This is a genomic window from Phaeodactylibacter luteus (assembly GCF_007993045.1).
Classification (GTDB): Bacteria; Bacteroidota; Bacteroidia; order Chitinophagales; family Saprospiraceae; genus Phaeodactylibacter; species Phaeodactylibacter luteus.
Window position 1 is genome coordinate 17,687 of the sequence record NZ_VOOR01000022.1, and the last position, 25,630, is coordinate 43,316.

18 protein-coding genes are annotated in these 25,630 nt (G+C 54.5%); 13 read left to right on the forward strand and 5 right to left on the reverse strand.

Annotated features, from left to right (window positions below):
* Positions 1 to 40: 40 nt before the first annotated feature.
* A complete protein-coding gene (locus FRY97_RS23215) occupies positions 41 to 172 on the reverse strand; it encodes a hypothetical protein (protein ID WP_262712239.1) in 132 nt (43 codons plus the stop codon).
* Positions 173 to 204: 32 nt separating this feature from the next.
* On the opposite strand from FRY97_RS23215, the gene FRY97_RS11725 reads away from it, so the two are divergent.
* From FRY97_RS11725 to FRY97_RS11745, 5 genes are all read left to right on the forward strand, one after another.
* Positions 205 to 1,131, forward strand: coding sequence for an OmpA family protein (locus tag FRY97_RS11725; RefSeq protein ID WP_147167727.1), 927 nt, complete (start codon positions 205 to 207; stop codon positions 1,129 to 1,131).
* 69 nt (positions 1,132 to 1,200) lie between these two features.
* Positions 1,201 to 1,590 (forward strand): rhodanese-like domain-containing protein, encoded by a 390-nt coding sequence (locus FRY97_RS11730; RefSeq protein ID WP_170254612.1) that lies wholly within the window; start codon positions 1,201 to 1,203, stop codon positions 1,588 to 1,590.
* Between the two features lie 159 nt (positions 1,591 to 1,749).
* Complete coding sequence (locus FRY97_RS11735; RefSeq protein ID WP_147167728.1) at positions 1,750 to 3,225, forward strand: phytoene desaturase family protein; 1,476 nt, start codon at positions 1,750 to 1,752, stop codon at positions 3,223 to 3,225.
* Positions 3,226 to 3,317: 92 nt separating this feature from the next.
* Positions 3,318 to 4,154 (forward strand): phytoene/squalene synthase family protein, encoded by an 837-nt coding sequence (locus FRY97_RS11740; protein ID WP_147167729.1) that lies wholly within the window; start codon positions 3,318 to 3,320, stop codon positions 4,152 to 4,154.
* An 81-nt stretch (positions 4,155 to 4,235) separates the two neighbouring features.
* Positions 4,236 to 5,081, forward strand: coding sequence for a lycopene cyclase domain-containing protein (locus FRY97_RS11745; protein WP_147167730.1), 846 nt, complete (start codon positions 4,236 to 4,238; stop codon positions 5,079 to 5,081).
* On the opposite strand, the gene FRY97_RS11750 is transcribed toward FRY97_RS11745, so the two are convergent.
* Positions 5,078 to 9,103, reverse strand: a complete 4,026-nt coding sequence (locus tag FRY97_RS11750) for an adenylate/guanylate cyclase domain-containing protein (protein WP_147167731.1) — start codon at positions 9,101 to 9,103, stop codon at positions 5,078 to 5,080. The genes FRY97_RS11745 and FRY97_RS11750 overlap by 4 nt on opposite strands.
* Positions 9,104 to 9,358: 255 nt before the next feature.
* On the opposite strand from FRY97_RS11750, the gene FRY97_RS11755 reads away from it, so the two are divergent.
* On the forward strand, positions 9,359 to 10,195 hold the full coding sequence (locus FRY97_RS11755) for a universal stress protein (protein ID WP_147167732.1): 837 nt from the start codon (positions 9,359 to 9,361) through the stop codon (positions 10,193 to 10,195).
* A 57-nt stretch (positions 10,196 to 10,252) separates the two neighbouring features.
* Here FRY97_RS11755 and FRY97_RS11760 read toward each other — a convergent pair whose 3' ends face one another.
* Complete coding sequence (locus FRY97_RS11760; protein WP_147167733.1) at positions 10,253 to 13,240, reverse strand: amidohydrolase family protein; 2,988 nt, start codon at positions 13,238 to 13,240, stop codon at positions 10,253 to 10,255.
* Between the two features lie 398 nt (positions 13,241 to 13,638).
* Between FRY97_RS11760 and FRY97_RS11765 the strand changes: the two genes are divergently transcribed.
* Genes FRY97_RS11765 through FRY97_RS11775 form a run of 3 tightly spaced genes read left to right on the forward strand, consistent with a single transcriptional unit; the run spans position 13,639 to position 16,772 of the window.
* The gene (locus tag FRY97_RS11765; protein WP_147167734.1) at positions 13,639 to 14,811 is read left to right on the forward strand and encodes a class I SAM-dependent methyltransferase; all 1,173 of its coding nucleotides are present in this window, start codon (positions 13,639 to 13,641) and stop codon (positions 14,809 to 14,811) included.
* A 27-nt stretch (positions 14,812 to 14,838) separates the two neighbouring features.
* A complete protein-coding gene (locus FRY97_RS11770) occupies positions 14,839 to 15,618 on the forward strand; it encodes a type III pantothenate kinase (RefSeq protein ID WP_147167735.1) in 780 nt (259 codons plus the stop codon).
* Between the two features lie 11 nt (positions 15,619 to 15,629).
* A complete protein-coding gene (locus FRY97_RS11775) occupies positions 15,630 to 16,772 on the forward strand; it encodes a methionine aminotransferase (protein ID WP_147167736.1) in 1,143 nt (380 codons plus the stop codon).
* Positions 16,773 to 16,957: 185 nt separating this feature from the next.
* Here the strand turns inward: FRY97_RS11775 and FRY97_RS11780 are convergent, their stop codons facing one another.
* Entirely contained in the window at positions 16,958 to 17,470 is a 513-nt protein-coding gene (locus tag FRY97_RS11780; RefSeq protein WP_147167737.1) for a hypothetical protein, read from the reverse strand.
* A gap of 356 nt (positions 17,471 to 17,826) precedes the next feature.
* Positions 17,827 to 20,265, reverse strand: coding sequence for a hypothetical protein (locus tag FRY97_RS11785; RefSeq protein WP_147167738.1), 2,439 nt, complete (start codon positions 20,263 to 20,265; stop codon positions 17,827 to 17,829).
* A gap of 826 nt (positions 20,266 to 21,091) precedes the next feature.
* On the opposite strand from FRY97_RS11785, the gene FRY97_RS11790 reads away from it, so the two are divergent.
* Genes FRY97_RS11790 through FRY97_RS11805 form a run of 4 tightly spaced genes read left to right on the forward strand, consistent with a single transcriptional unit; the run spans position 21,092 to position 25,621 of the window.
* Positions 21,092 to 21,694, forward strand: a complete 603-nt coding sequence (locus tag FRY97_RS11790) for a V-type ATP synthase subunit E (protein ID WP_147167739.1) — start codon at positions 21,092 to 21,094, stop codon at positions 21,692 to 21,694.
* Between the two features lie 9 nt (positions 21,695 to 21,703).
* Positions 21,704 to 22,516, forward strand: a complete 813-nt coding sequence (locus tag FRY97_RS11795; protein ID WP_170254613.1) for a DUF2764 family protein — start codon at positions 21,704 to 21,706, stop codon at positions 22,514 to 22,516.
* The gene (locus FRY97_RS11800) at positions 22,513 to 24,291 is read left to right on the forward strand and encodes a V-type ATP synthase subunit A (protein WP_147167741.1); all 1,779 of its coding nucleotides are present in this window, start codon (positions 22,513 to 22,515) and stop codon (positions 24,289 to 24,291) included. The genes FRY97_RS11795 and FRY97_RS11800 overlap by 4 nt, the downstream gene beginning before the upstream one ends.
* Positions 24,292 to 24,295: 4 nt before the next feature.
* Complete coding sequence (locus FRY97_RS11805) at positions 24,296 to 25,621, forward strand: V-type ATP synthase subunit B (RefSeq protein ID WP_147167742.1); 1,326 nt, start codon at positions 24,296 to 24,298, stop codon at positions 25,619 to 25,621.
* Positions 25,622 to 25,630: the final 9 nt, after the last annotated feature.

The following is a 25,630-nucleotide window of genomic DNA, read 5'->3' on the forward strand; positions in this document are numbered from 1 at the left end:
CAGGCTCCCCTGTCAAGAACCTACACAGAGCGAGGCCTGTTCAAAACATGAAGGCAGTGCAAGTCAAGGTTTGCCCTTGCTCGAGCGGGAGCTCTGCCTCCCAAGGGGAAACAGCATGCCCGCCCGATAGTTTACCGCCGGGCTTAGCTTTCCAAGGCTTGTACTTTCTCATAATATTCCGTTATTTTTGAAAAAAAACCGACTATGACACACCGCTTAAGTTTAAGCCTGCTCCTAATGGCTGCGATTTTCCTACTGCCATCCTGCGTGAGCAAAAAGGAATTCATAGCTCTGCAAACCGAGCTCGATGCTGCCAATAAAGACTTGGGGCGGATGGGGGAAAGCCTCAATGACTATATGAACCGCCTTTCTGCCTGCGAAGATGAAAAACGGCAGCTGCGCAGCCGGGTGCAATCTGCAGAGAGCAGCCTACAAATCCGTGAAGAACAGGTCAACGACCTGAAAGACCTCATAGCTGACCTGCGCACGCAGCGCGATGCACAGCTCAATCAGGTAGACGACCTCACCACCCTTTCCCAGTCTGCCAGCGACAACATCAAGGAGACCCTTTCTCAACTTCAGAACAAGGATAAGTACATCCAAATGCTGCAGGCGGCCAAGACCCGGGCCGACTCTATCAACCTCGCCTTGGCCGTCAATCTCAAAGGGGTGCTGAGCGATGGGATAGAAGATGAGGACGTGGAGGTCAAAGTGGACAAGACCGTCGTTTTTGTCAATCTTTCTGACAAGATGCTGTACAAGAGCGGCAGCGCAGAAATCACTTCCCGTGCAGATGAGGTGTTGGGCAAAATCGCCAAGATCATCAAATCGCGCCCGGGCCTGGAAGTCATGGTGGAAGGCTACACCGATAATCAGCCCATCAACACGGCTTGCATCAAAGACAACTGGGACCTCAGTGTGAAGCGGGCAACCTCGGTGGTACGGGCCTTGCAGGTCAATCATAATATCGACCCCAACCGCCTGATCGCAGCAGGGCGTGGCGAGTACAACACCCTGGCCGATAATGCCACTGCAGAAGGGCGCGCGATGAACCGCCGCACCCGCATCATCATCCTGCCTAAGCTGGATCAGTTCTACGACTTGCTCAACCCGAACAACGTACCGGAATAGGAGCCGCGTGATGGGTGTTACAGAACAAAGCCTACAGAGCCTTTAGCTTTGTACAAAAACCGTAAACACATGAAAAAGCTATTGTTTTTCCTCTTGCTGTCTGTCAGCGCGCTTACTTCCTGCCAAAGCCAGCCGGCCCCGGGCCAGTCTGATGGCACTGCTGTACTAGAGGCAGAGGCTTACAAAGCCAAGATGGCTGCATTGGGGGAGGTGCAGCTGCTCGATGTGCGCACTCCCGAGGAGTACGGCGCTGGCCATATTGAGGGGGCTACACTTATCAATTTTTTCGATGCTGATTTTGTGGAGCGCACAGCAGCTGCTTTTGACAAAGAAAAGCCCCTGATGCTCTACTGCCGTTCGGGCAACCGCAGTGCCAAAGCCACCGCAAAACTAAAGGCAGCGGGATTTAAAGAGATCATCGACCTCAAGGGCGGGTACAACGCTTGGCCCAAGCAGTAGGCAATGAGCTTTGCTGCATAAAAGGTGCTTCGGGCAGGTCCTGGAGCACCTTTTTTGTTGATAGGCAGCCGGCTTGAACTCAGTCAACATAATGTCAAAATTCTTAAACAAAAGATAAAAGGCGCTGTTTCTTCCTTGTTTCAACAAAACGGAAGCGCCTTGTCTAAGAAAGTTATCGTTATAGGCTCCGGCTTTGCCGGTCTCTCTGCTGCCAGCCACCTTGCCCAGAAAGGGTATGAGGTCACTATACTCGAAAAGAACAGCATCCCTGGCGGCCGGGCCCGCAAGTTCGAGCACGAAGGGTTTATGTTCGATATGGGGCCAAGCTGGTATTGGATGCCCGATGTTTTCGAGCAGTACTTCGCGCAGTTTGGCAAAAAGCCTTCGGACTATTATGAGCTCAAGCGGTTAGACCCTTCCTATGCTGTTGTTTTTGGCGAAGGGGATACCATGGAGGTCCCTGCGGATATGCAGAAGCTGGAAGCCATGTTCGAGCGTTATGAGCCGGGCAGCAGCGCCAAGCTGCGTCAATTCCTGAAAGAGGCACAGTACAAATATGAGGTGGGGATGAACGAGTTTGTCCAGAAACCTGCCCACTCTATCATGGAGTTTGCCGATGTACGCATCCTGATGAGCCTCTTCCGCCTGCAGATGTTCACTTCGATTTCTCGCCATATCCGCAAGCTGTTCAAGCATGAGCAGCTCATACAGCTGCTTGAATTCCCTGTGCTCTTCCTCGGCGCAACACCGGAAAACACCCCTGCCCTCTACAGTATGATGAATTATGCCGACATGGCCCTCGGCACTTGGTACCCTATGGGTGGTATGCACAAAATAGTGGAAGGCATGGTCAGCCTAGCCAAAGAGCTGGGCGTAGAAATCCGGCTCAATGAGGAGGTACAGCAAATTTATGTGCCCAACGGGCATGCTACCAAAGTCATCACACAGCATGGGGAATATGCCGCTGATATCGTAGTTGGCGGGGCAGACTACCACCACGTAGAGCAGCGCCTGCTGCAGCCCGAGCACCGTATGTACTCCGAGCAATACTGGGACAAACGCACGATGGCGCCTTCTTCTTTGTTGTTCTATTTAGGGGTGGACAAAAAAATTGAGGGCTTGCACCACCACAACCTTTATTTTGACGCAGATTTCAAGAAGCACGCTGTAGAGATCTACGACAACCCCAAGTGGCCGTCCGATCCTCTTTTTTACGTATGCGCCCCTTCTGTAACCGACCCGAGCGTGGCACCTGAAGGCATGGAAAACCTTTTCATCCTCATTCCGCTGGCCCCCGGGCTGGAAGATACCGAGGCAAAGCGGGAGGAGTATTTTAATGTCGTAATGAGCCGCTTAGAAAATCTGACTGGCCAAAATATACGTAACCATATCGTCTACAAACGTGGTTTCGCCCACCGGGATTTCGAGCAGGACTACCACGCTTACAAGGGCAATGCCTACGGGCTGGCGAATACGCTGCTGCAGACGGCATTCTTGAAGCCCAAGCTAAAAAGCAAAAAGGTGAGCAACCTTTACTATACTGGGCAGCTCACTACGCCTGGGCCTGGCGTGCCCCCTTCCCTAATCTCAGGTGGGGTGGTCGCCAATGAAATATTTAAAGCGATGAAACCTTAACAGCGGTGCACGCAGCCGCCTATCCTGCCCGCTGGCAATTGGGCAGGGCAGCGCGGGGCGACACCACAACAGCTGTTGCAACTGATAATGCTATGATGGAACTGTATAACGAGGTCTGCCAGGAGTGCAGCAGGCACATCACCAAACGCTACAGCACTTCCTTTTCTATGGGGATCAGCGTATTTGATAAGCGCTTCCGCGCCCCTATCTACGCCGTATATGGCTTTGTGCGTTTCGCGGATGAGATTGTCGATACTTTCCATGACCACCCCAAACAGCAGCTGTTGGAACGGTTCCGGGAGGATACCTACCGGGCCATTTCCGAACGCATCAGCCTCAACCCGGTACTGCACGCTTTCCAAGAGACGGTACACCACTATCAAATCGAGCGGGAGCTGATCGATGCTTTTCTGGACAGCATGGAAATGGACCTCCACTTCGACCGCTATCACGATAGCCTCTACAAGCAGTACATCTATGGCTCTGCCGAAGTCGTAGGGCTCATGTGCCTGCGCGTTTTCTGTGAAGGGGACAATGAAATGTACGAGCGCCTGAAAGCTCCGGCCTGTAGCTTGGGCTCTGCTTTCCAGAAAATCAATTTCCTGAGGGATATGAAAAGCGACTTTGATGAAAGGGGCCGGGTTTACTTCCCCGGTGTCGATTTCAACCGCTTTTCAAATGAAGATAAAATAGCGATCGAAGCGGACATCAAAAAAGATTTCGACGACGCTTACTTAGGCATTATTCAGTTGCCGCAGGGTGCCCGGTTTGGGGTTTACCTGGCTTACATTTATTATATCAACCTGTTCAAAAAGATACGGTCTGCACCAGCCGACCGGGTTACACAGGAGCGTATCCGAGTGCCCAACCGTAGGAAAGCGGTGCTGCTGTTCAGTTCTGCTCTGCGCAACAGCCTGAACCTGCTCTAAAGCGATAAGCCCCGAAATACAGCTGATAATCAGCCGATAGCAGCCTGCAAACAGGAGCTGCTATTCAATACCGTATAGCCTATGCCTGCTAACGCGCTAACCTACAAACGCTCTTTTTCCCGGGCTTCCCGCTTGGCGGCAGCCCTTTTGCCGGTCTTGTTGGTAGGCGCTCAGTGGCTTACCGATGTGGTCCTGCCCGGCAACCTGCTTTTTGAGGTGCCTGTGGTGCAGCAGTATGAGTGGCTAGAGCGCCGCTGGGCTTACTTTTATCTTCATATTCTTACTTTTCTGCCGGTATTACTGTTGAGCTTCGACCGCAACGTACACTACTACAAAAAATGGGGCGCCCTTTTCCCCGCAATTATTGTGGTAGCGGCAATTTTTATTGGCTGGGATGTCTTTTTCACCGCACAGGGGGTATGGGGCTTCAACGAGCGCTACCTTGCAGGCTGGCACCTGCTCGGGCTGCCGGTTGAAGAATGGCTGTTCTTTTTCACGGTACCTTTTGCCTGCGCTTTCATCTATGAATGCCTCAATTTCTATGTCAAGCCAGACTTACTGGGGCGGGCCGAGAAGGTGTTGACTCCAATGATGGGCTTTGGCTTTTTCCTAGTCGGGCTGTTGCATTGGGGGCAGCTGTACACCAGCACTACCTTTCTGCTCACCGGAGGTTTTACCCTCTACCACTGGCGCTTTTTGGATGTGCCCTACCGCAGCCGTTTTTATTTATCTTACCTCGTAGCGCTAATCCCCTTCCTCATTGTCAATGGAGTACTTACCGGCGGATATACCGAGCAGCCCGTCGTGGTATACAACCCAGAAGAGTACCTGGGCATACGCATTACCTCTGTGCCCCTGGATGACGCCGTCTATGGCTTCCTGATGATGTTTGGTGTCATCACCCTATTCGAAAAGTGGCGGGCCTAAACGTCCAGGGACTGCAGCCGTGTTTTGAACAAATACTTAGGAGTAGAAGCATAAAGCTCCCGGTACCGCTGCGTTGCAGCTTCCCGGTAGGCAGTATCATTGGGGTGGAGCCGCCACAGCTCATAGTAAATTGCGGCTTCTTGGTCGGTACCTTCGGCCGTGCGCAGCAACTCCTGTAAAAGCCCGAATGCTTTTTCGTTCTGCCCCAAAGCCAATGCCTGGCGCGCCCGCAAAATCTGGGCTTCAAAAATAAGATCGGGGTTGCCCAGAGCCTCAGCGATCTGTGCCGCCTCCTCTACTACCGGCTCCAAGGCCTTCAAGTCGCCAATAGCCAGCAGGACCATCCCTTTCTCTGCCAGGCTAGCGCCCAACACAAGGCGGTTGTTGATGATGCGGGTGACCACAATAGCCCGGTCATAAAAATCTAGAGACCGATTGTAATCCTCAGTGAAATAGAAAACATCTCCCAGGGTGTTGAGCGCTTTGGCAATCCCTTTCTGGTAACCGAGCTCCTCGCACAGCATAAGGTTTTTCTGCAGGTATTCTATGGCTTTGGGAAAGTGCCCCTCTATGCTGTACAGCTCGCCGATGAGGCCCAGTGCAATAGCTGTGCCCTGTTTGTCACCAAGCTCTTCGCACAGCTCAAGGTCCTCCTGAAAATTTTCCATCGCGCGCAGGTAGTCGCCCTGCCGTTCGTACACGCTGCCGATACAGCCTATGGCAATAGAAGTCAGCTGCTTATTGCCCAATTCTTCACTTAGGGCAAGCCCTTTCTGGTAGCTCTCCAAGGCTTCATCATAGTCTCCTTTTTCAAAATAAACGATGCCGAGGTTGGTATAGAGGTTGGCCATGCCCTGCTTATCGTTGTACCTTTCGCTGATGCTCAGCTGTTCTCGTTGGCAGGCAATGCCGGCATCATAATTTCCTTGGTTCATGTGGGTAAGGCCAAGGTTGGCAGCTACTTGGGCACTGCCTGTAGGGTCAGCCCCGCTCAAATCAATAGAGAGGCTGCGCTCAAAGTACCCCTTAGCTTCGTCATACTTCCCTTGGCGGAAAAAGACCTCCCCCAAACTGCCGTAGGCTTTGGCGATGCCCAGGCGGTCGTCTACCGATTCGAAAAGCCCGGCAGCTGTATGCAGGTAGCTCAGCGCCTGCGAATAGCCGCCCTTGAGCATCAGAAGGCGCCCGAGGTGGTTGTTGGCCTGCCCGAGCAACAGGACATCCCTAGACTTTTTGGCCTGATCCAGAGCTTCTTCATACGCCTTTTGACAAGCTTCCCAATCTCCAATCAGCTCTAGCACCCTGCCTTTGCTGAGGTAGGCCTGTATCTGGTCTGCAGTCTCCCGGCGGTTGCCGAGTTTGGACAACAGCTTCTCGTAATAATCCAGCGCCTGTTGGTTCTGATAGTTGCTCCGGGCATAATCCGCGGCTTTCTGTAGGTACTCACAGGTTTTGTCATAAATATTGGCCTGCTCGTAATGAAAGGCCAGATCCGCATAGCGCTCCTCTATCTGATCGTGGTACAAGCGCTCTATGGCTTCCGCGATGAGCCCATGCAATTGTTCCAAGCGGGTGCGCAATTGCATACCGTATACCGCTTCCCGCAACAAGGCATGGCGGAAGATATAGCGCAGCTCATTCATGGCATGCCAGATCTGCCCTTGCTCAGCCCGTTTGACTTGCTCCCGCAAAAGGGTGGGGGCATTGCTGTTGGTATGCGAAAAGCCTTCCTGTGTCTTCATGACCTCAGACAGGATAGGGATATCAAACTCCCTGCCAATGACCGCAGCAGCCTTGACCGTCTCCTTGACAAGGCTGGAAAGGCGATCGATACGTGCCGTCAGAATGGCGTTAATGGAGTTGGAAAGCTTAATGTCTTTATCGTGTATCGTCCATTGGCCATCTTCTTTTTCCACCAATTCCCGTTCTGTAAAGTATTCGAGGATCTGTTCAAGGTAGAAAGGGTTGCTATTGGATGCCCGTAGGAGGAGCTCCATGAAATCTTGATGGATAGGGCCTCCAAGCCTGAGCTCAGCAAATTCTTTAACGGCTTCGGGCTGCAGGGTATTGAGATCAGTCTCTCTTACGGGCAGGCCGAGCTGCCGGATCTGTTCATCTGGCAGGAGCTGAGGCTTGGTCCCGTCGTCGAGATAGCGGGAGGTCATGATGAGGGCAAACGGAAAGCGGGGCATTTGCCGGGCAAACTCAGCGAGCAGCTCCCGGCTGTTCTCGTCCATCCAATGAGCGTCTTCTATTTCCAGCACCACCGGCCGGATGATCGATTCTGCCACTATCAGATTGATGATGGCCGAGATGGTGTTCTGGTATCGCCCTTTTGCGTCAAGCAGATCCCAAATAGAATCCTTGAGGTTGAGCCCAATCAGAGCCGCGAGCACCGTTTTAGTCCGCACAAGCTCCCGTTGAGCATTGCGCGCTTCCACCCGCTTGGCCCGGCTGAGGTCATCCAGCAGCTGAGCATAACGCGATTCGAAATTTTCAATATTGGAAAGGGAAGAGCTTTCGGGCGACTGCCCAAAGTAATTCCTGAGGAAATAGAGAAAAGGATTAAAAGGCTTGCGAAGTATCTGATCAGCTTGGCAGGTATGCCATTGCAGCAGATCCTGACTAAGCAGCACTTGCCGTAGCTCGTGCAGCAGGCGGCTTTTCCCCACGCCAGCTTCCCCGTAAACGTAGGCGACGCCGGCCGGCTCCTCCTCGAACAGCGGCTTGATGAACTCTAGCAGGTAGTTGAACTCATGCTGCCGCCCTACCATTTTGCTGACATAGGCCGGGCGGGCTTCATAGTTGCGCCCCATGAGCTTGTAGGTCGGCACTTTGCCTTTGATGCCCTTGTAGTGGATGTCGCCACGGTGCTGAAAGAGGAAATGCTGGTTTTTCTGTATTTCGCTGTCCACAAGCACTTCGCCCCAGCCAGCGTAGGTCATAAGCCGGGCTGCAAGGTTGACCCGGTTGCCGACGGCTGCGTACTGGCAGCGCTCTTTCCCGCCTACAATACCCGTATAAGCCGTGCCCGTAGTGACCCCGATCCGGAACTCCAGCGGCGTCTCTGCCTGAAGCCGGCGGAGGTTCTCCTGCACACTGAAAATAAACTCCAGAGCGCGGTCATTGTTGTTCTCAAAGGAAACAGGAGCGCCGAAGAAACCAACCATCACCCCGCCTTTGTCCCCAAAATCTACCTCTTTGAAATAGCCGGAAAAATTGTGCATATCCTCCAGCACAACAGTAGCGAACTGATCGAGCAGCGCATGAGTCGCCACCCCCCGGAAGGACAGAAAGATAGAAACGACCGTCCGGAACTCCCCTTCTTGTTGGTATTGGGCAACCGCCTCCGGCAAAAACTGGCAGGCGGCTTCTTTTTGGATTTCCGGCAGCTGTACCGGCTGAGGTGCAGTGGCGCTTCCTTCTGGCAGCAGCCCCCATACTTTGTAATAGCCCGGCTCTAGTTTGCGCAGGTAAAACCCTTCTTCTTTGATGAGCTTGCAAAAGGCTTCATCAATGACAATATCCTGGTCTTCGGCCTTGGTCTGGCACTGAGCGCAGCCGTCGATAGGCAGCCCCCGGAAATAAAAAGACTTGCGGGAGCCAGCACCGACAACCCCCCATTCCACTGTGCCAAATGAAAGCCCGAATTTGATACCGATCGTAAAGTCGCCAAAGCGGAATGCACGCTTACTGAATAAATGCCTCGCCAATAGGGCTACCTGCACAATGTCCCGCCCGTTCTCGGCACTCTGCCCTGAAGGGAATATGGCGGTAAAGGCATCGCCGGCGAAGTAAGGGATGAAGCCGCCCCGGGCATAGACCAAGCTGACAAGAGGCTCGAAAATTTCATTCAGGACGTTGGTAAGCTGCTCTGCCCCACGGCTACCTTGCCGCATCAGGGCTTCGGTCAGGGGCGTAAAGCCGGATAGGTCGACAAACAGGGTATAAGCTTGTAGCTGCCCTTTGGATTTGCCGCCAAGGTGCTGCTCCTGAATGAAATGTGGGATGAGGTTTTTCACAAATTAGCTTGCTGCTTCCTTTTGGGTTTGTTGGGCCGGGCGCCGGCAATAGGCCAGTATGACAAACATGCCGGCAAATTACGAATTTTAGGCAGGCAGACCAATTGAGCACCGCTTATCCTCGGGGTATTGCATAAGAATATGCTGCTCCGGTAAAAGCTGTGGCCGGCCCTCGCTTGACGCTTGCCGCCCTTTTTGATATTTTGTGGGAACAGCAGGCCTTGTAAAAGGGCTGAACCACAAAAACACTGCTTCATGAAAAGGCTCCTGATTGGAATTGACTTCTCGGCTGCATCCCTGCACGCTTTACATTATAGCCGTCAGCTTGCTGCTGCTCTTGGCTTAGAGCTTACCCTGGCTTTTGCCAACCCCTATACTACGGCTGAATCCGCTCTGCCTGAGCGGGCTCATAAGGCTATGATCTCCCGGGAGGCCACTGCCTACCGCCAAAAGCTGAACCGCCTGATGACAGATTACCCACATGAAGGGGAAGGCCTGCCTGAGGTCCCCTTTTCTGTTGAGGTGCTTGCAGGCCCGCCAGAAAGTGCCCTTGCTGCAGCTGCACAGCAGCATCAGGCTGATTTTATTGCCATCGGCAGCCGGCAGAAGCATTCCTTGGGCGAGCAGCTGTTTGGCAGCGTGAGCACAGGACTGATTTATAGGGCGGCTTGCCCAGTCCTTCTGATACCGGAAGGGGCCCTTTACACGCCTGTTGCACAAATTGCACTGGCGGTTGACCCCGAGGCAGCGCAAGTGCCAGACCTGCCTGTATTGAAGCAGGTGGCCAGTAGGCTGAATGCAGGTGTCCGGCCATTCTCTGTGAGCCTGTCTGTAGATGGGGTACAAGCACCACACCGGCGCAGCTACAACGGCGTTTGGGCAGATGTGGTGCCGGCCGGTAGCATACCGGGGGGCATTCAGGCCTATATGCAAGGTATGCCTGCACAATGGCTGGCTATGCAGCTGCCAAAGCGTACCCTATTGCAGCATTGGCTTCATGGCCAGCTCCTGCGCCACATGGCCTGGAAGTCCCCCTGCCCGCTTTGGATCGCAGTACCTGGCAACCAAGCCAACCCCTCATCAACGGCTTAAAGCTTGTTAGGATTTCGCCCATTCGGAGGCCAAACCCTAACAAGCTCTTCAAAGGCGCTATTTGGCCTCATCCGCAAAATCATCGCAGTGGTAGTGCCGGTACTGCCGTTGACTGCTCACCGGCTGAGTCTTGCCGCCCCCCTTCTTTTCGTCCAACATTTTCTGGATCAGCCGGTTGCGCTCAGCTGCAAGCTGCTTGCGCAGTTCCTGGTCTGCTTGGCGGTCGAAGAATTTGATGCCATCAATATAAGTCTGTTCTGCCCGGCTGTAATTGGACAGGGGGTGGCCGGACCAGAGTACTACATCAGCCTGCTTGCCGACTTTGATGCTGCCCACTTTATCATCAATATGGAGCAGCTTGGCAGGGTTGAGGGTAACGAACTTTAGGGCGTCCTCTTCAGAAACGCCGCCAAACAGTACAGCCTTAGCTGCCTCCTGATTGAGGCGGCGGGCCATTTCTGCATCATCAGAATTGAAAGCGACGGTCACCCCCTGTTCGTGCATGAGCGCTCCGTTGTAAGGGATGGCCTCCTGTACCTCGTATTTGTAAGCCCACCAATCTGCAAAGCTCGAACCTCCAGCCCCGTGCGCTGCCATCTTATCGGCTACTTTGTAACCTTCAAGGATGTGCGTAAAGGTATTGACCCGGAACCCAAAATGCTCGGCCACCTTCATCAGCATATTGATTTCGCTTTGGCGGTAGGAGTGGCAAGTGATGAAGCGCTCGCTGTTCACAATTTCGAGCAACGCTTCCAGGTCGAGATCTCGGCGGTAGGGCTTGCCAGATTCCTTTAGTTCGCCATAGGCGACCGCTTTGGTGAACTTGTCCATGTACACCTGCTCCACGCCCATGCGCGTCTGAGGGAAGCGGATGGTGTAGTCATCGCCCCAATTGGACTGCTTGACATTCTCCCCCAAGGCAAATTTGATAAAAGGGGCTGCCCCTTCAAACTTCATATCTTCCGGCTCGTAGCCCCAGCGGAGCTTGATGAGGGCAGACTGCCCCCCTATCGGGTTGGCAGAGCCATGCAGCAACTGAGAAGTAGTGACCCCACCGGAAAGCTGACGGTAAATATTGACGTCTTCGGAGTTGACCACATCGCCTATGCGCACTTCCGCCGTGCTGCTCTGTGAGCTTTCGTTCACCCCTCGGCTGATGGCAATGTGGGAATGCTCATCGATGATGCCTGGCGTAAGGTGCATGCCCGAAGCGTCTACTACCGTGGCTCCTTTAGCTTTCAGCCCCTTCCCAACGCCAGCAATTTTGCCATCCTTAATGAGGACGTCTGTGGCTTCAAGTATACCGTCAGCCTCATTGGTCCATACCGTTGCATTTTGGATGAGGTACGTGCCCGGCTGAGGCTTTTCCGTCCATCCAAAAGCCGTAAACGGGTAGATGACTTCCCCTATCTCAGGGGCAGCAGCTGCCTGCTCCCCGTCTTCTTCTCCAGCTGCACCCTTTTCTTCGGAGCTGCCGGTACGGGCTGCGCTCCAGCTGACCCACTCCCCGGAAGCGCGCTGCCCTCTGCCCGACCACTGAGCGCCGCTTACCGTACCAGAAAGGCGGGTTTTGCCATCTTCTTCTGGCAGGTTGAAAGAAAGCGTGACCAGGGCATCATCCCGGCTGAACTTCACCTTGGCGGAGGTAGAATCGTTGATCTGCAAAGCCGCTTTTGGGGCTTCATCTGTGCCGCTCACCTCCAGAGCATAGCGGGCATTGCCGAGCATCAGCTCGTAGCTGCCAGTCAGGCTCATCTGTGCCACAGCTTTGTGCGTATACGCCTTACCTTTTACCCAAGTCTGGTAGATCTGTGTCTGCTCGTCAAAGAGGTCACCATTGGCAACGATGAAGTTGGCCAGTTTGCCTTTGCTCAGCGTGCCAATATGGTCAGAAGCCCCCATCAGGCGGGCAGGGGTTTCTGTCATAGCCCGTAGCGCTACCGTCTTGTCCAGCCCATAATTTACCGCTTTGCGGATATGGCTCAGGAAGGCCGACTTTTTCTTCAGCCCATCGGCTGTGAAAGCAAAGGTAACGCCTGCATCGGCGAGCATAGCCGCGTTGGCAGGGGCCATTTCCCAGTGCTTCAGCTGAGCAAGGGTAACTACCTCTGCATCGTAGGGGTCTTCTACATCATAAGCATCCGGATAATCGACAGGGATGATGAGAGGTGTGTTCAGCTTGGCGATAGCTCCGATACGCTGATACTCATCCCCACTACCCTTCAGGATGTAGGATTTGCCGAACTCCCCTCCGAGCTTTGCCGCCCGCAAGGCCTCGAGGCGGTCATCTACAGCAAAGACCTGTGGCAGCCCCTGTACTTCTTCCCAGGCCTCTAGGGATAGGTTGACCTCCAGCCCTTCCTGTTGTTGGTACCACTCGCTGTCGTAGTAGGTCTGCCGGAGCAGTGCGATAGTGCCCATGAGGGAGTTGGGGTAATTCTGGGTGGATGTCCCTTTGCGGAAAGAGAGGAAGTGCCCTGCCTTTTCCGTGATGATCATTTCGTGTGCCCGCTCGTCGCCCAAGCCTACAACAGCGCCGGTGCCACGGGAGATGCCATCCATACGGTGGGCTGCTACCGCGCCAAATCCAGCCTCCCGCAGTGCTTTAGCAGCTTTGGCATCAGGGGTAAAGTGAGCGTGGGCGTGAAACTCAGGTTTAAGGGCTTCGTTCCAAGCATACGCTCCAGGCTTATTGGAGAGCATCTGAGGCTGCCGTTCCGGGCGCTTGCCCTCGGCTTTAGGCTCAGGCATGCCATAATCTGCGTAGGGGTCTACGAAGGCCGGATAGATGTGCTTGCCGTCGAGCGGCACCTCTACCGCACCATCGGGGATGCTGCCATTAGCCACAACAGAGCGCACCCGCCCATCGCGGATCAGCAGGGTAGCGTTTTCAATGACCGTTGTGGCATCGGTGTGCACCGTAGCACCGGTCAGTGCATAGTACCGTTCACGATGGTCCTCTACACCGTTGTAGGGAAAAGTTTCCTGAGCTGCAGCACCGAATGCAAGAGCTAGGAAAAACAGGAGTACAATTGGTTTCTTCATACGAGTCGCTATTGAATGCAGGGAATTTTTTTTCGAAAAGCGCCAAGCACAGGCTTGACAAGGTATAAAATCGTAAAGGGCCTATTTTGTTCCCCCTTGCCGGGCAGATAGAAGGAGCGCAAACCAGATTGTCGTTTTTTAGGCCTGCCCCTACTGTAAGGAGGGGGCCTGCCCCTGCCCGATGGCAGGTGCCGCTATGCTGCGGGGCTCGCTATCCGCTCGGCCTTATCAGGCCTGCCGCCCCTTCGCAGCGCTAGGCCAATGCTAGGCTAGAGCCCCAAAAGCATCAACACCTGCGACATTTTGGTTCACGCCCGATAGAAGAAGCATCAGCTGATTATTGCAAACCATCGCCCCAAGCGCATATCTTTACGCTACGTCACCGAAAAAAGAGCAATATGGACCCAAAGGCACAATTTCTGGCGCAGTTCCGCCAAAGCATAGCCGACGGCCACTTCATTAAGCTGACCTTGAGCAAAGCCGGAGGGGAAGATAAAGAATTTAAAAATGTCTATGCCCGTCTGATCACTTTAAAAGGCGAGCCCCACCTTTCATTTACCCTTAGGTATGCCACCCGCGATATTACCAAGAACCATCCACCGCAAGAGGCAGAAGCCATGCTTGGGCTTTGGCTCGGCCAGGATTTCCTGCACGGGGTGCTCTTCACCCGAGATACAGATATCACCTTACAGTACAACCGCAAGCGGAAGCCGCGCCTGTTTTCGGCGAAAGCCAGCCTGCACGAGGCTCCTGCCCAAAACCACGACCAAGCCAAGCAATACCTGATAGCAGCGGAGGGCAGCCCTTACCTACAGGCCATGGGGATTGCCTCATCCACTGGGAAAATCAAGGCTGATGGGCAGCGCAAGTTCCGGCAGATCAATAAATACATCGAGATTTTTGATACACTGCTCAGCCAAGCCAAAAGCCTGCCCAACGACCCTCATATAGTGGACATGGGCGCGGGGAAGGGCTACCTGACTTTTGCCCTGTATGACCACTTGGTGAACAACCGCAGGCTACGGCCGGTCATTACGGGCATAGAGCTGAGGGAAAACCTGGTTGTTTTCGGGAATGAACTGGCGGCAAAAGCCGGATACGAAAGCCTTTCCTTCCGGGCACAGGACATCTTCGACTTCCGGCCTGAGCGCATTGATGTGCTCATTGCGCTCCACGCTTGCGATATTGCTACTGATATTGCTATAGCGAAAGGGGTGCAGGCTGGGGCGGAGATCATCGTGGTAGCGCCATGCTGCCACAAGCAGGTGCGCAAAGCTATGGCCCCGCCGGAGGAGCTGCAGCCGGTGCTCCGACACGGTATACTCTTGGAGCGGCAAGCCGAGCTGCTGACCGATGGCATCCGTGCCTTGGTGATGGAAGCGAATGGCTACGAGACAAAGGTGTTTGAGTTCATCTCCACTGAGCATACCTCCAAAAACCTGATGATCGTGGGCGTGAAGGGCAAAGCCAACGAAAAGGCCATGGCAGAGATAGCCCAGCTAAAGGCCCGTTTTGGCATTTCTGAGCATTACCTGGAAACCCTGCTCCGGCAGCACGCTAAAGTTGATTAACTTGGGCCACAACGCAAAGAACAGCCTATGATGCTGGCAATAGATATCGGCAACTCAAACGTTACCTTTGGCCTGTACCCTTCAGGGGCTGCAGCCCCTGAACAGGTCTGGCGGCTGCCTACCAAGTCGGACGGTGAGTCCGCTGTGTTTTACCATATGCAGTTGAGCAATGCCCTGTTGGAGCGCAGCATTTCCGCTGCTGAAGTCGGGCAAGTGGTGATCAGCACTGTAGTGCCCGATCTGCGCACTGTTTTCACCGCCTTGTGCAGCCGCTTGTTCTTTAAGCCGCCCCTTTGGGTAGATGCGGAAATCTACCCTCGCCTAAAGCTGCGGATTGACCGGCCCGATGAGCTCGGCACTGATCTGTACGCCAATGCAGTTGCAGCCTACTACCGCTATAGGCAAGACTGCATCGTCGTGGATTTTGGCACAGCCCTGACCTTCACCGTTATCAATGCGGAGGGGCAGTTGCTGGGGGTATCCATTGCTCCAGGGCTGAAAACTGCCATTGGCGCACTTTTTCAGAAAACAGCACAGCTGCCGGAAGTGCCGTTGGAACTGCCGCCCTCTGCCGTGGGCACCAACACGGTGGGCGCCATCCAAAGCGGGGTGCTCTTGGGCTATATTGGGCTGGTGCGCCATATGCTTGCGGCCATACGCGCAGAATTGGGCGGACAGTATATTGCCATCGCGACGGGCGGGCTTTCCGCCATCCTGCACCCCCTTTCTGGCGATTTTCATGAGGTGGCCCCCAACCTGACCCTCGATGGGCTCCGCATCATTGCAGCGGAAGCCGCAGAGGGGTAAAACCAAGAACTATGCTACTGACCTCCAAACTGCCCGATGTGGGCACCACCATCTTTTCTGTAATGTCGGCTTTGGCTCAAGAGCACAATGCCATCAACCTTTCACAGGGTTTCCCCAATTTCCCCCCTGACGCCCAGCTTATCGATCGTGTAAGCTACTACATGCGGGAAGGTTACAACCAATATGCGCCTATGCCTGGCTGGCCAGCCCTGAGGCAGGCCCTTGCAGATAAAGCTGCACTTGCGTATGGGCAGCCGGTAGACTGGGCAGAGGAGGTGACAATAACTGCCGGCGCTACGCAGGCCATCTATTGTGCCATTGCGGCTACCGTTCGCCCGGGAGATGAAGTCATATTGTTCGAGCCCGCTTACGATAGCTACCGGCCGGCTGTGGAGGTAAATGGGGGCATACCAGTCATTTATGAGCTCCGTGCACCGGACTACCGAGTAGACTGGGGCATGGTAGAATCCTTGATCACCTCTGCTACCCGGATGATCATCATCAACACCCCTCATAACCCCACTGGGAGTACACTGAAGCGGGAAGATATGCTCGCTTTGCAGGCCCTTACGGATGGGACGGATGTCCTGGTTTTGAGCGATGAGGTGTATGAGCACCTGATTTATGACGGGGCAGCGCATCAAAGCGCCCTGCGCTTCCCTGGGCTGCGCAGCCGAAGTTTTGTGACTTTTTCTTTTGGGAAGACCTTTCATGCCACTGGGTGGAAAGTCGGCTACTGCATAGCGCCGCCTCAGCTCATGGCAGAGTTCAGGAAGGTACATCAGTACAACACTTTTTCTGTGCATACGCCTACTCAGTGCGCGCTGGCCGACTACCTTCGGGATCCAAAGCATTATGAGCAGCTCCCTGCTTTTTATCAGGCCAAGCGCGACCTTTTGCTGGAACAGCTAGAGCCCTCTCGGTTCGATGCCCTGCCTTGTGAAGGGACTTATTTCTGCAACTTCAGCTATAAAAGCATCAGCAAAGAGCCGGATACAGCATTTGCCCTCCGCCTGATAAAAGAGTATGGCGTAGCGGCAATACCGGTTTCCGCTTTCTATTCTAGCGGCAAAGACGAGCAGGTCATAAGGCTGTGCTTCGCAAAAACAGAAGGCACCCTCAGGGCTGCTGCTGCTGCATTGTGCCGGGTATAATACTAGTAGGCTGGGCCGGGGCAATCTCGTGTTGCCGGCACGGGCACTTACCAAGACCGTAAAAGCGGGCAGCCTCCGAAGAGGCTACCCGCTTTCATGGCCTGACCCCCCAAGATTTCACTAAGCTTAGTATAAATCCTAGGTTATCCAGAATATACTGCTTTTAGGAGAGGCCGTGAAAAGTGCTATTCATTGATGGTTGTTTCGAAGAAGCCATCGGTCACGTTGTACGTTTGCCCATCTTGGTCTTCCCCGCTGAAAAAGAAGGTCCCACGGATTTTCCCTTCCGTCAGCTCTTCTATATCAACAATGCCATCTACGGCTTCTACCACAATAGAGCCATTGGGGTTGCTAAAGCTAAAATCGCTATAGGTCATGGACATACCGCAGCCTGAATCAAGTTTGGCGATATTCAATTCAGGGTCAAATTCGGTACAGCCAAACGATAGCGTAATCGATTCCGTGCCGCCCGACAAGTCTACAATGGTTCCTAATATGGTCAGTATCCTTGTCTCCTGCACTCCAAGCCCCTCATAATTGACGCTAGAGATGGAAAAGGTACCTGTTGTGGTTTCGGCTGTAAACTCCTCGCCATTTATAACAGCGGTAAGGCAGTTGCCTTCTTTTTGCATTTCCTCCTCCTTATCGCAGGACATAATGACGGATGCAAATAATAGGAATAGGAGAGTCATTCTCATAATTCTAGGTGTATTGAAAAGTTGATGAAATCAAAACAAACGCAATAAGTCCACAATGATAAAAACATTGTGGGATAACTCAACAAATCCTTGTTTGTTTTTTTTGATTTTTGCAGCTCAATGGCACCGCAGGCGGGCTAGCGATGCGAAGGGGTGGCAAGCCCGCAGGGCCGAGCGGATAGCGAGCCCCGAAGCGTAGCGCCCCACGCCTTCAGGCGGGGGAGCCCCCCAAAAACACCAATACGGGCAGCGCCAACTAAGCGGTGCGCTTAATCGAGCTATACGGCTTACATGCAACAGCCCGGGCGCTTTCAATAGCGCCCGGGCTGTTTGTCCATCCCGTTTGTTTATCCATTTTACTGTTTGACAAACCGGGCAGCGTAAGCTGCCGCATCTCCATTCAGCAGCTGAACGACGTATGCCCCTTTTGGCAGGTGGCCAACGGGCAGCTCGGCTTGCCCCAACCACGGTTCGTCGGCAAGGATCTTCCCGGTGGGCGAGATGACCCTCACACGGGCTGCCGGAGCAGCAGTGCCTGTGAAGCGCAGCTGAATGCGCTCGCGGGCTACGGTAGGGAACGCCAGCCACTGAGGGGGCTCCTCGAGGCTAACCTCTACAGCGGCCACCGGGAAATAATTGACTTGCCCGTCGAAGTCGGCCTGACGCAGGCGGTAATAGTTTAGCCCATCTGCGGGGTGAGCATGCACCAAGAAATAGTGCTGCGGCTCTTGTGTTGTGCCCGCACCGCTCCTGCGGCCGATTTCTGCAAAATTGCGCCCATCTGTGCTGTGCTCTACCGCCATGTAATCATTATTAAGCTCAGTGGCCGTGCGCCACTGCAGCAGTACTTCCTTCCCTTCAGGGCGGGCAGTGAAAGACAGGAGCTCGACCGGGAGCGCAGCACCGCCTTCTGGACCGCCTTCGGTCTGGGGCACGCCTGCCTGCCATACCAGGCCACTAGGGCAAACCCCGCTGCAGGTGCCTGTCCGTTGGATGGAGGTAGCAATAGGCACCAACGGCTCTGTCACTCCTATATTTGTGCTGCTTTCGCCATCTGCAGGCCCTTCTATTGCATTGATGGTGCCGCCATAGCTGATGAACTCCAGCAGGATATTATCGTAATACAAGGCCATGCCAGCTACTTCAGCTTCGAGGTCTATGCCGCCGGCTACGAGGTAAGTCAGCCCGCCCGATGTTGTTTCTACTGTAAAGTTAGTGCTCAGGTTCAAGCTGCCGTATAGCGTACCGTCCCCATTAGAAGGCCGCCCCTTGTAAAGGTAAACATTCAACCGCCCCCGCTCTGACAGGCGGGAGGCTTCCAGGGCAACTTCCAAAAAGTTGGGCCGAGCCAGTAGGGACTCCCGGTAGGTAAATTCACTGAAATAGGCTACCGGAAGGTCGATCACATCGAATGGCGCGCTGACTGCCGCTGCGCCAATGCCTACATCGGTTAGATTGAGGGTGGCACCGGTGGCCGTGCCGGCAAAAGAGAGCGCAGAGAAAGCAGCGATACCCCCTGCTGCTGCTGCCGTGGGCTGTGCGCCCCCATCAAAAGCAACGCCCAAAGGGGTAGCGGTCACAGTGCCGGTGTAATCCAAATCATCGCGCCCATGGCTGTCAGTAGCTTGTACCACCACGGCTGGAGCAATGGCATCGCCCACTTCCACATTTGTGGGCTGCTGTACGATCCTAAAGGCAGAAGCCATTACCTCAATACGATTGTTGTCGCCGGTAACGGAGGTAAAAGCGCCTCCGCCATTGGACAGTGCGTAAACCGAGGTAGCGCCATTGCCAAGGGAGTTTACGGTGCGGACCGAGACCTGTACTTGCTCGTTGTCGACCACCCCCAGCTCATTGAAGGTCGCGTATACGCCGAAGGACTTAGTGCCTTCATCTGGGGCTTCTAAGGTAAGGCCAGAGAAAGTGACCTCGCCGTTGGCAGGGATGAAAGCCTGCTCGCTGATATTGGAGCTGCCATCAAAAAGGGCCAACGCTTTGATGGCATTGGGCAGGTTGACACTTAAGGTGAGGGCTGTTAGCTTGGTAGGGTCCAAATCGGCATCTGTACCGTCAGCACCTCCGTCCCGTATAGTGAAGGAGCCGATTTGCAAGGCATTCGCTGTACTGAGCCCGCTTGCAACGGTATAGGGCTTATAGTCGAAATTGTCCGGCTCATCGAACCCTGGGTCTCTGACGATATCGGATTCCGTGCTGCTGTTCGTCAGGCTGGTCACTGTACCGAGCAGCTCCAAGGAATTGGCAAACATGGTCCAAGTATTCCTGACCGTTTCAGCATTATAACCATACCAGCGCACATACAAAGTCTGCCCGGGGCTCACATTGATATTGAGCCCGATGATATCCCCTGATTGGATATTCTCGTTGTCTGCAACGGTCCGGGTTGTGATGTTGAAAGGAGCGCTGAAGTCTGGGGAATAAGAAAAGGCGACCGTATAATTCCCAATGCCCACATCATCGCGGAAGTGGCTAAAATTGAGCCGGCTGACGTTGATGCTGAAACCGGGGCTAGGGCTGACCCCCACCTGGAAGTAGCTGCCGCCGTCGGGAGCCCCCCCGGTTGTCCAGTTAGATTTCTCTGCTCCATCTGAGCCAAAACTGACAGTGGGCAGCAGGCCCAAGAAGGTTTGGTTTGCGGTGAACGGCTGTGCTTCCACGCCAAGTATAGGCGGATTGGGAGCCCCACTGGAGGTGAGGGGGTAGGAAACAAGGAGAGACTGTGCGCACAGGGCGTTGCCTAGGAATAAAAGGGCCAGTAGCGTAGTTGTCCATCTCATAGCGGTGTCTGGGATTTTATTTTGTGCAATATTTATCATGCCTGCACTATGCGGGCAAGGGGTAATAACTATTTACGAGAGCGCTAGAGCGGAAGGTTCCTCTTCAGCGTTCTTTAGACCATGTCCGGGTCTTGAGCTTTTAGCCGCAGGCATTCTTTTGATGACACAAGGCCAAAAACCAGAGCTTCACCTAAGCTATATGAGGTTTTTGGGGGGAGGAGCATAAACAAAAAAGTGCAGTTTGCCAGCCAATTACTATAGCCTCGACATGCTCGTGATCTATAGGAAGCCAAGCCTTTGCAGGGCAAAGGCTTTATGGATGTGGACACTTTCGCGTTGCGCCTGGAATGCTGCAACGCAGGAGAGTAGGTAGTTGCCAACCAAGCCTGCTGTGCTAATTTTGACCAGCAAACTGTTGCTTGGGCGCAAACCAAGTTGTCGTCTTTGGGGCCTGCCCCTGCCTGCGGGCAGGTGCCGCTATGCTACGGGGCTCGCTATCCGCTCGGCCCTACCGGGCTTACACCCCTGCGCAGCGCTAGGCCTGCCAAGCTGAACCCCGAAAAGCATAACCGCCTGAGACATTTTGGTTTACACCTTGTTGCTTTGTGTGTAGGTTTCTCAAGTTCAAAGATAAACATATCCCGGACAATGCACAATGGTTTAGTTTTATTAATATATATCCGGTTTACCTTCGCCCCTGCGTGACACCTCTCACCCGATAAGCTGACGATTATCACCGCAGCCTTTCCCTAAGCCCCTTACCTTTGAAAAGCAACTTTTTGGATGCTGCCCTGGCATCGCTCAAGCTCGCAAAAGCAATCAACCCATGGAAGACAAACTGCAATTGCTCATCGATACCATCCGTCAGGAGGGGGTCGGCCGGGCGCAAGCTATGGCCGATAACATTCTAGAAGAAGCCGAAAAGGAAGCGGCACAGATCCGGCAGGGAGCGGCCAAAGAAGCAGAAGCCCTGATACAAGAAGCCCGGTTGGAAGCGGAACGCCTCCGGGAGAACACAGCGGCAGAGCTGCAGCTTGCCGCCCGTCAGGCAAAAGCCACGCTACAGGAAGACATCGCCAGCCTGCTGGCCACAGCAGCTTTTTCCAGCCCACTGCAACAGGTATTCAACGATAAAGCCTTCTTGCAAGAGCTGATACAACGATTAGCAGAGAGGTGGCAGGAATCTGGCGGGGCTGCCCTACAGGTTTCTCCCGAAGCAGAACCCGAGCTCTGGTCATTCTTCAGCCAAAAAGCTAAAGCCCAACTGCAAGAAGGCATTTCCCTCTCTCCTATACCTGGGCTAAAGCCGGGGTTCCGCATAGGCCCCGACGGAGAACAGTATGTCATCACCTTTTCCGAGGCTGATTTCCATGCCTTTTTCACCCATTTTCTGCGGCCCCACACTAAGGCGCTACTATTCGGCGAATAAATGCAACCTATGCCCTTCCTACCTGCATACCGCTACTATGCTTTTGTCGCTGGCCTGCCAGAGCTGCTGCCCGGCCAAAGCCAGGCGCCTATGAGCGCTCAAGCGTTGGATGAAGCCCTCGCACAGTTGCTGCGGCCCCAAGACCTCGAGCAGCTTCGATTGTTGCAGTACCCCAAAAGCCATGCCGGGCTGCTGGCAAAAGTGCAAGGCCAGCCCAAGCCGGAAGGGGAAAGCTATGGGGTTTTCCCCCCCTTGGAATTCGAAGAGCGCCTGCAACTAGGGGAAGGGCTGCCCATTTACATGCACCAGTTTTACAGCCGTTTCCAAGGGCAGGGCGCTACCCTGCCAGCGCTGCAGCACGAGCTCAGCAAGCTGTACTATCAATACGCAAGCTTAAAGGCCATCCCTTTCACCCTCGAGTGGCTTGCTTTCGATAATCGCCTGCGCAACTTCCTCTCTGCCTGGAACCTTGCCCAATGGGGTGGGGGCACAAACGCATGGTATTTCCTTGATGCCCCAGAGCTGCTGCGCGAGCTGCCATCTCAGGCGCAACTCAGCAGAGATTATCCTTTCCTTGGGCGCCTATTGCAGGAGTTCAGCCGGCAGCCTGCTGCCCATGAGCGGGAAAAGGCCGCCCTCCGCCTACGCTGGGCATACCTAGACCAACTCCTGACCTTCGAAGACTTTACCCTGCCGGTTCTGCTCGGCTATTGGCTGAAGCTCAACTGGCTGGAAGAGTCGCTGGCTCATACTGCCCAAGCCGGCCGCCGCCGCGTGAGCCAGTTTATCCATCAACATACTCAAAACCTGCTCCGCTCATGAATACGGTACAATCTGGAACGAAAGGCACCGTCCACGGCATCATCTCCAACCTGGTGCTGGCCCATATCGATGGGCCGGTCGCCCAAAACGAAATAGCTTATGTGGAGCACGAAGGGGCCGAGCTCATGGCAGAGGTCATCAAAATATCCGGTGGCCTGGCTTACCTGCAAGCTTTCGAAAGCACGAGAGGGCTCCGCCCTGGCGCAGGCATCCGCTTCACCGGGCACTTGCTGGAAGCGACTCTTGGCCCGGGTATCCTTTCGCAGATTTATGATGGGCTGATGCACGACCTGCACGCTATGACCGGGCTATTCCTTCAGAGGGGCGACTACACCTCTGCCCTGGACTTGGACAAGGAATGGGCGTTCAAACCGCTGGCCGAGGTAGGGCAGCAAGTGCGGGCTGGCGATTGGCTGGGCAATGTAGACGAGCGCGGGCTGGCCCACAAAATCATGGTCCCTTTCAAACTAACTGGCCAGTACACGATCGCCAGCCTGGCTACAGAGGGGCTTTACAAAGTACAGGACACTGTAGCCACCCTGACCGACGAAACAGGGCAAGAGGTGGCTGTCAGCATGCTGCAAAAGTTCCCTGTGAAACGTGCCGTGCGCGCTTACCGCGAAAAGCCCCGCCCTTTCCGGCTGCTCGAAACCGGAGTGCGCACTATTGATACCCTCAACCCTATGGCAGAAGGCGGGACTGGGTTCATCCCTGGCCCTTTCGGCAGTGGGAAAACCGTGCTGCAGCAAGCCATTTCCCGTCAGGCCGAGGCCGATGTCGTCATTGTGGCAGCCTGTGGGGAGCGGGCCAACGAAGTAGTCGACCTCTTTGTGGAATTCCCTGAATTGGACGACCCCTGGTCAGACCGCAAGCTGATGGAGCGCACCACCATCATCGCCAACACCTCCAATATGCCTGTAGCCGCGCGTGAGGCGTCGGTCTATACCGCTATGGCCATTGCAGAGTATTACCGGGCTATGGGGCTTAAAGTCCTGCTCCTGGCTGACTCTACCTCACGCTGGGCTCAAGCGCTGCGCGAAATGTCCAACCGTATGGAAGAATTGCCCGGCCCGGATGCCTTCCCCATGGACCTGCCCGCCATCATCTCCAACTTTTATGCCCGCGCGGGCATGGTGTACCTGAACAACGGGGCCACTGGCTCCATCACCTTTATCGGCACGGTGTCCCCCGCTGGGGGCAACCTGAAGGAGCCCGTGACAGAGTCCACAAAAAAGGTAGCCCGCTGCTTCTATGCCCTTTCTCAGCGGCGGGCGGACAGCAAGCGCTACCCGGCTATCGACCCCATTGAGAGCTATTCCAAGTACTTGGAATACCCGGAGCTTCAGCAGACCCTCAATGAGCAGATTGCCCCGGGCTGGACTCAACAGGTGAACGAGCTGAAAAGCCTTTTGATGCGGGGCAAGGAGGCGGCTGAGCAGATCAATATCCTCGGGGATGACGGTGTTGCCCTTGACACCCACCTTGCGTACTGGCGTGCGGAAGTAGTGGACGAAGCCATCCTTCAGCAGAATGCTTTTGACGAAGTGGACGCCCGTACGCCATTACAACGGCAAAAGTATTTGGTTGAGCTGATCTTGCAGGTAGCGCGCACCTCGCTCCACTTCGAACAATACGAAGACATCGCCCCCTACTTCAAACAGCTCATCAACCACCTCAAACAGATGAATTATTCGCCATTCGATTCGGATGCATTCCAAAAGTACCGGTCTGCCCTTGATGACATTTTAGCCGAAAGGCTGCTTCAAAACACATAGCCTTATGCCCACTGCATTCCAACGCATATATACCCGGATAGAGGACATTACCAAAGCCACCTGCACGGTGAAGGCTACTGGCGTCGGCTACGAAGAGCTGGCTACAGTGCACGGCCAGCTGGCGCAGGTCGTGAAAATTGTGGGCGATGAGATCACCTTACAGGTTTTCACAGGCACAGAGGGCATACCTACAAATGCAGAGGTCGTCTTTTTGGGAAAACCTCCGGGCCTGCAGGTCAGCGATGCTCTGGCCGGCCGTTTCTTTGATGCCTATGGCCAGCCAATAGACGGCGGCCCGCAAGTGCCCGGGCAATGGAGAGAAATAGGCGGGCCATCGGTCAACCCGGTCAGGCGGGAACAGCCCTCGGAGCTCATCACCACCGGCATTGCCGGCATAGACCTGAACAACACCCTGGTGACCGGGCAGAAAATCCCCTTTTTCGCTGACCCCGATCAGCCGTTCAACCCTGTTATGGCTACCGTGGCCCTGCGCACCGCTGCTGACCGCATCATCTTGGGCGGTATCGGGCTGACCAATGACGACTACCTCTATTTCCGGCAGGTGTTCGAACAGGCTGGCGCGCTCCACCGCATTGTCAGCTTTGTCAATACTACTGAAGGGCCTACGGTGGAGCGCCTGCTCATACCGGATATGGCGTTGACTGCAGCAGAGTACTTCGCCGTAGAAAAAAAGGAGAAGGTGCTCGTCCTGCTCACAGACATGACGCTCTATGCGGACGCCCTGAGCATCGTTTCCAACCGTATGGACCAAATCCCTTCCAAGGACAGTATGCCCGGCTCTCTGTACAGCGATCTGGCCAAACTATACGAGAAGGCCGTACAATTCGATCATGGGGGCTCTATCACCATCGTAGCGGTGACCACCCTCTCTGGGGGTGATATCACCCACGCCATACCCGACAACACCGGGTATATCACAGAGGGGCAGCTCTTTCTAAGGCGGGATGCAGAGATTGGCAAAGTTATAGTTGACCCTTTCCGCAGCCTTTCCCGCCTCAAACAATTGGTGATTGGCAAAAAGACCCGCGAAGACCACCCGCAGGTCATGAATACCGCAGTGCGCTTGTACGCGGACGCAGCAGATGCCCGCACCAAATTGGAAAATGGCTTTGAACTGACGGACTACGACGAGCGGGCGCTAGCTTTTGCCCGGGAATACGCAGAAGAGCTCCTTGCCATTGATGTCAACATCAGTACTGAAGCCATGCTCGATACGGCTTGGAAACTTTTTGCCCGCCACTTCACCCAGACGGAAGCTGGCATTAAACAGACCTTGGCTGATGCCTACTGGCCTCAGACAGAAGCTTAACGCAAAAAG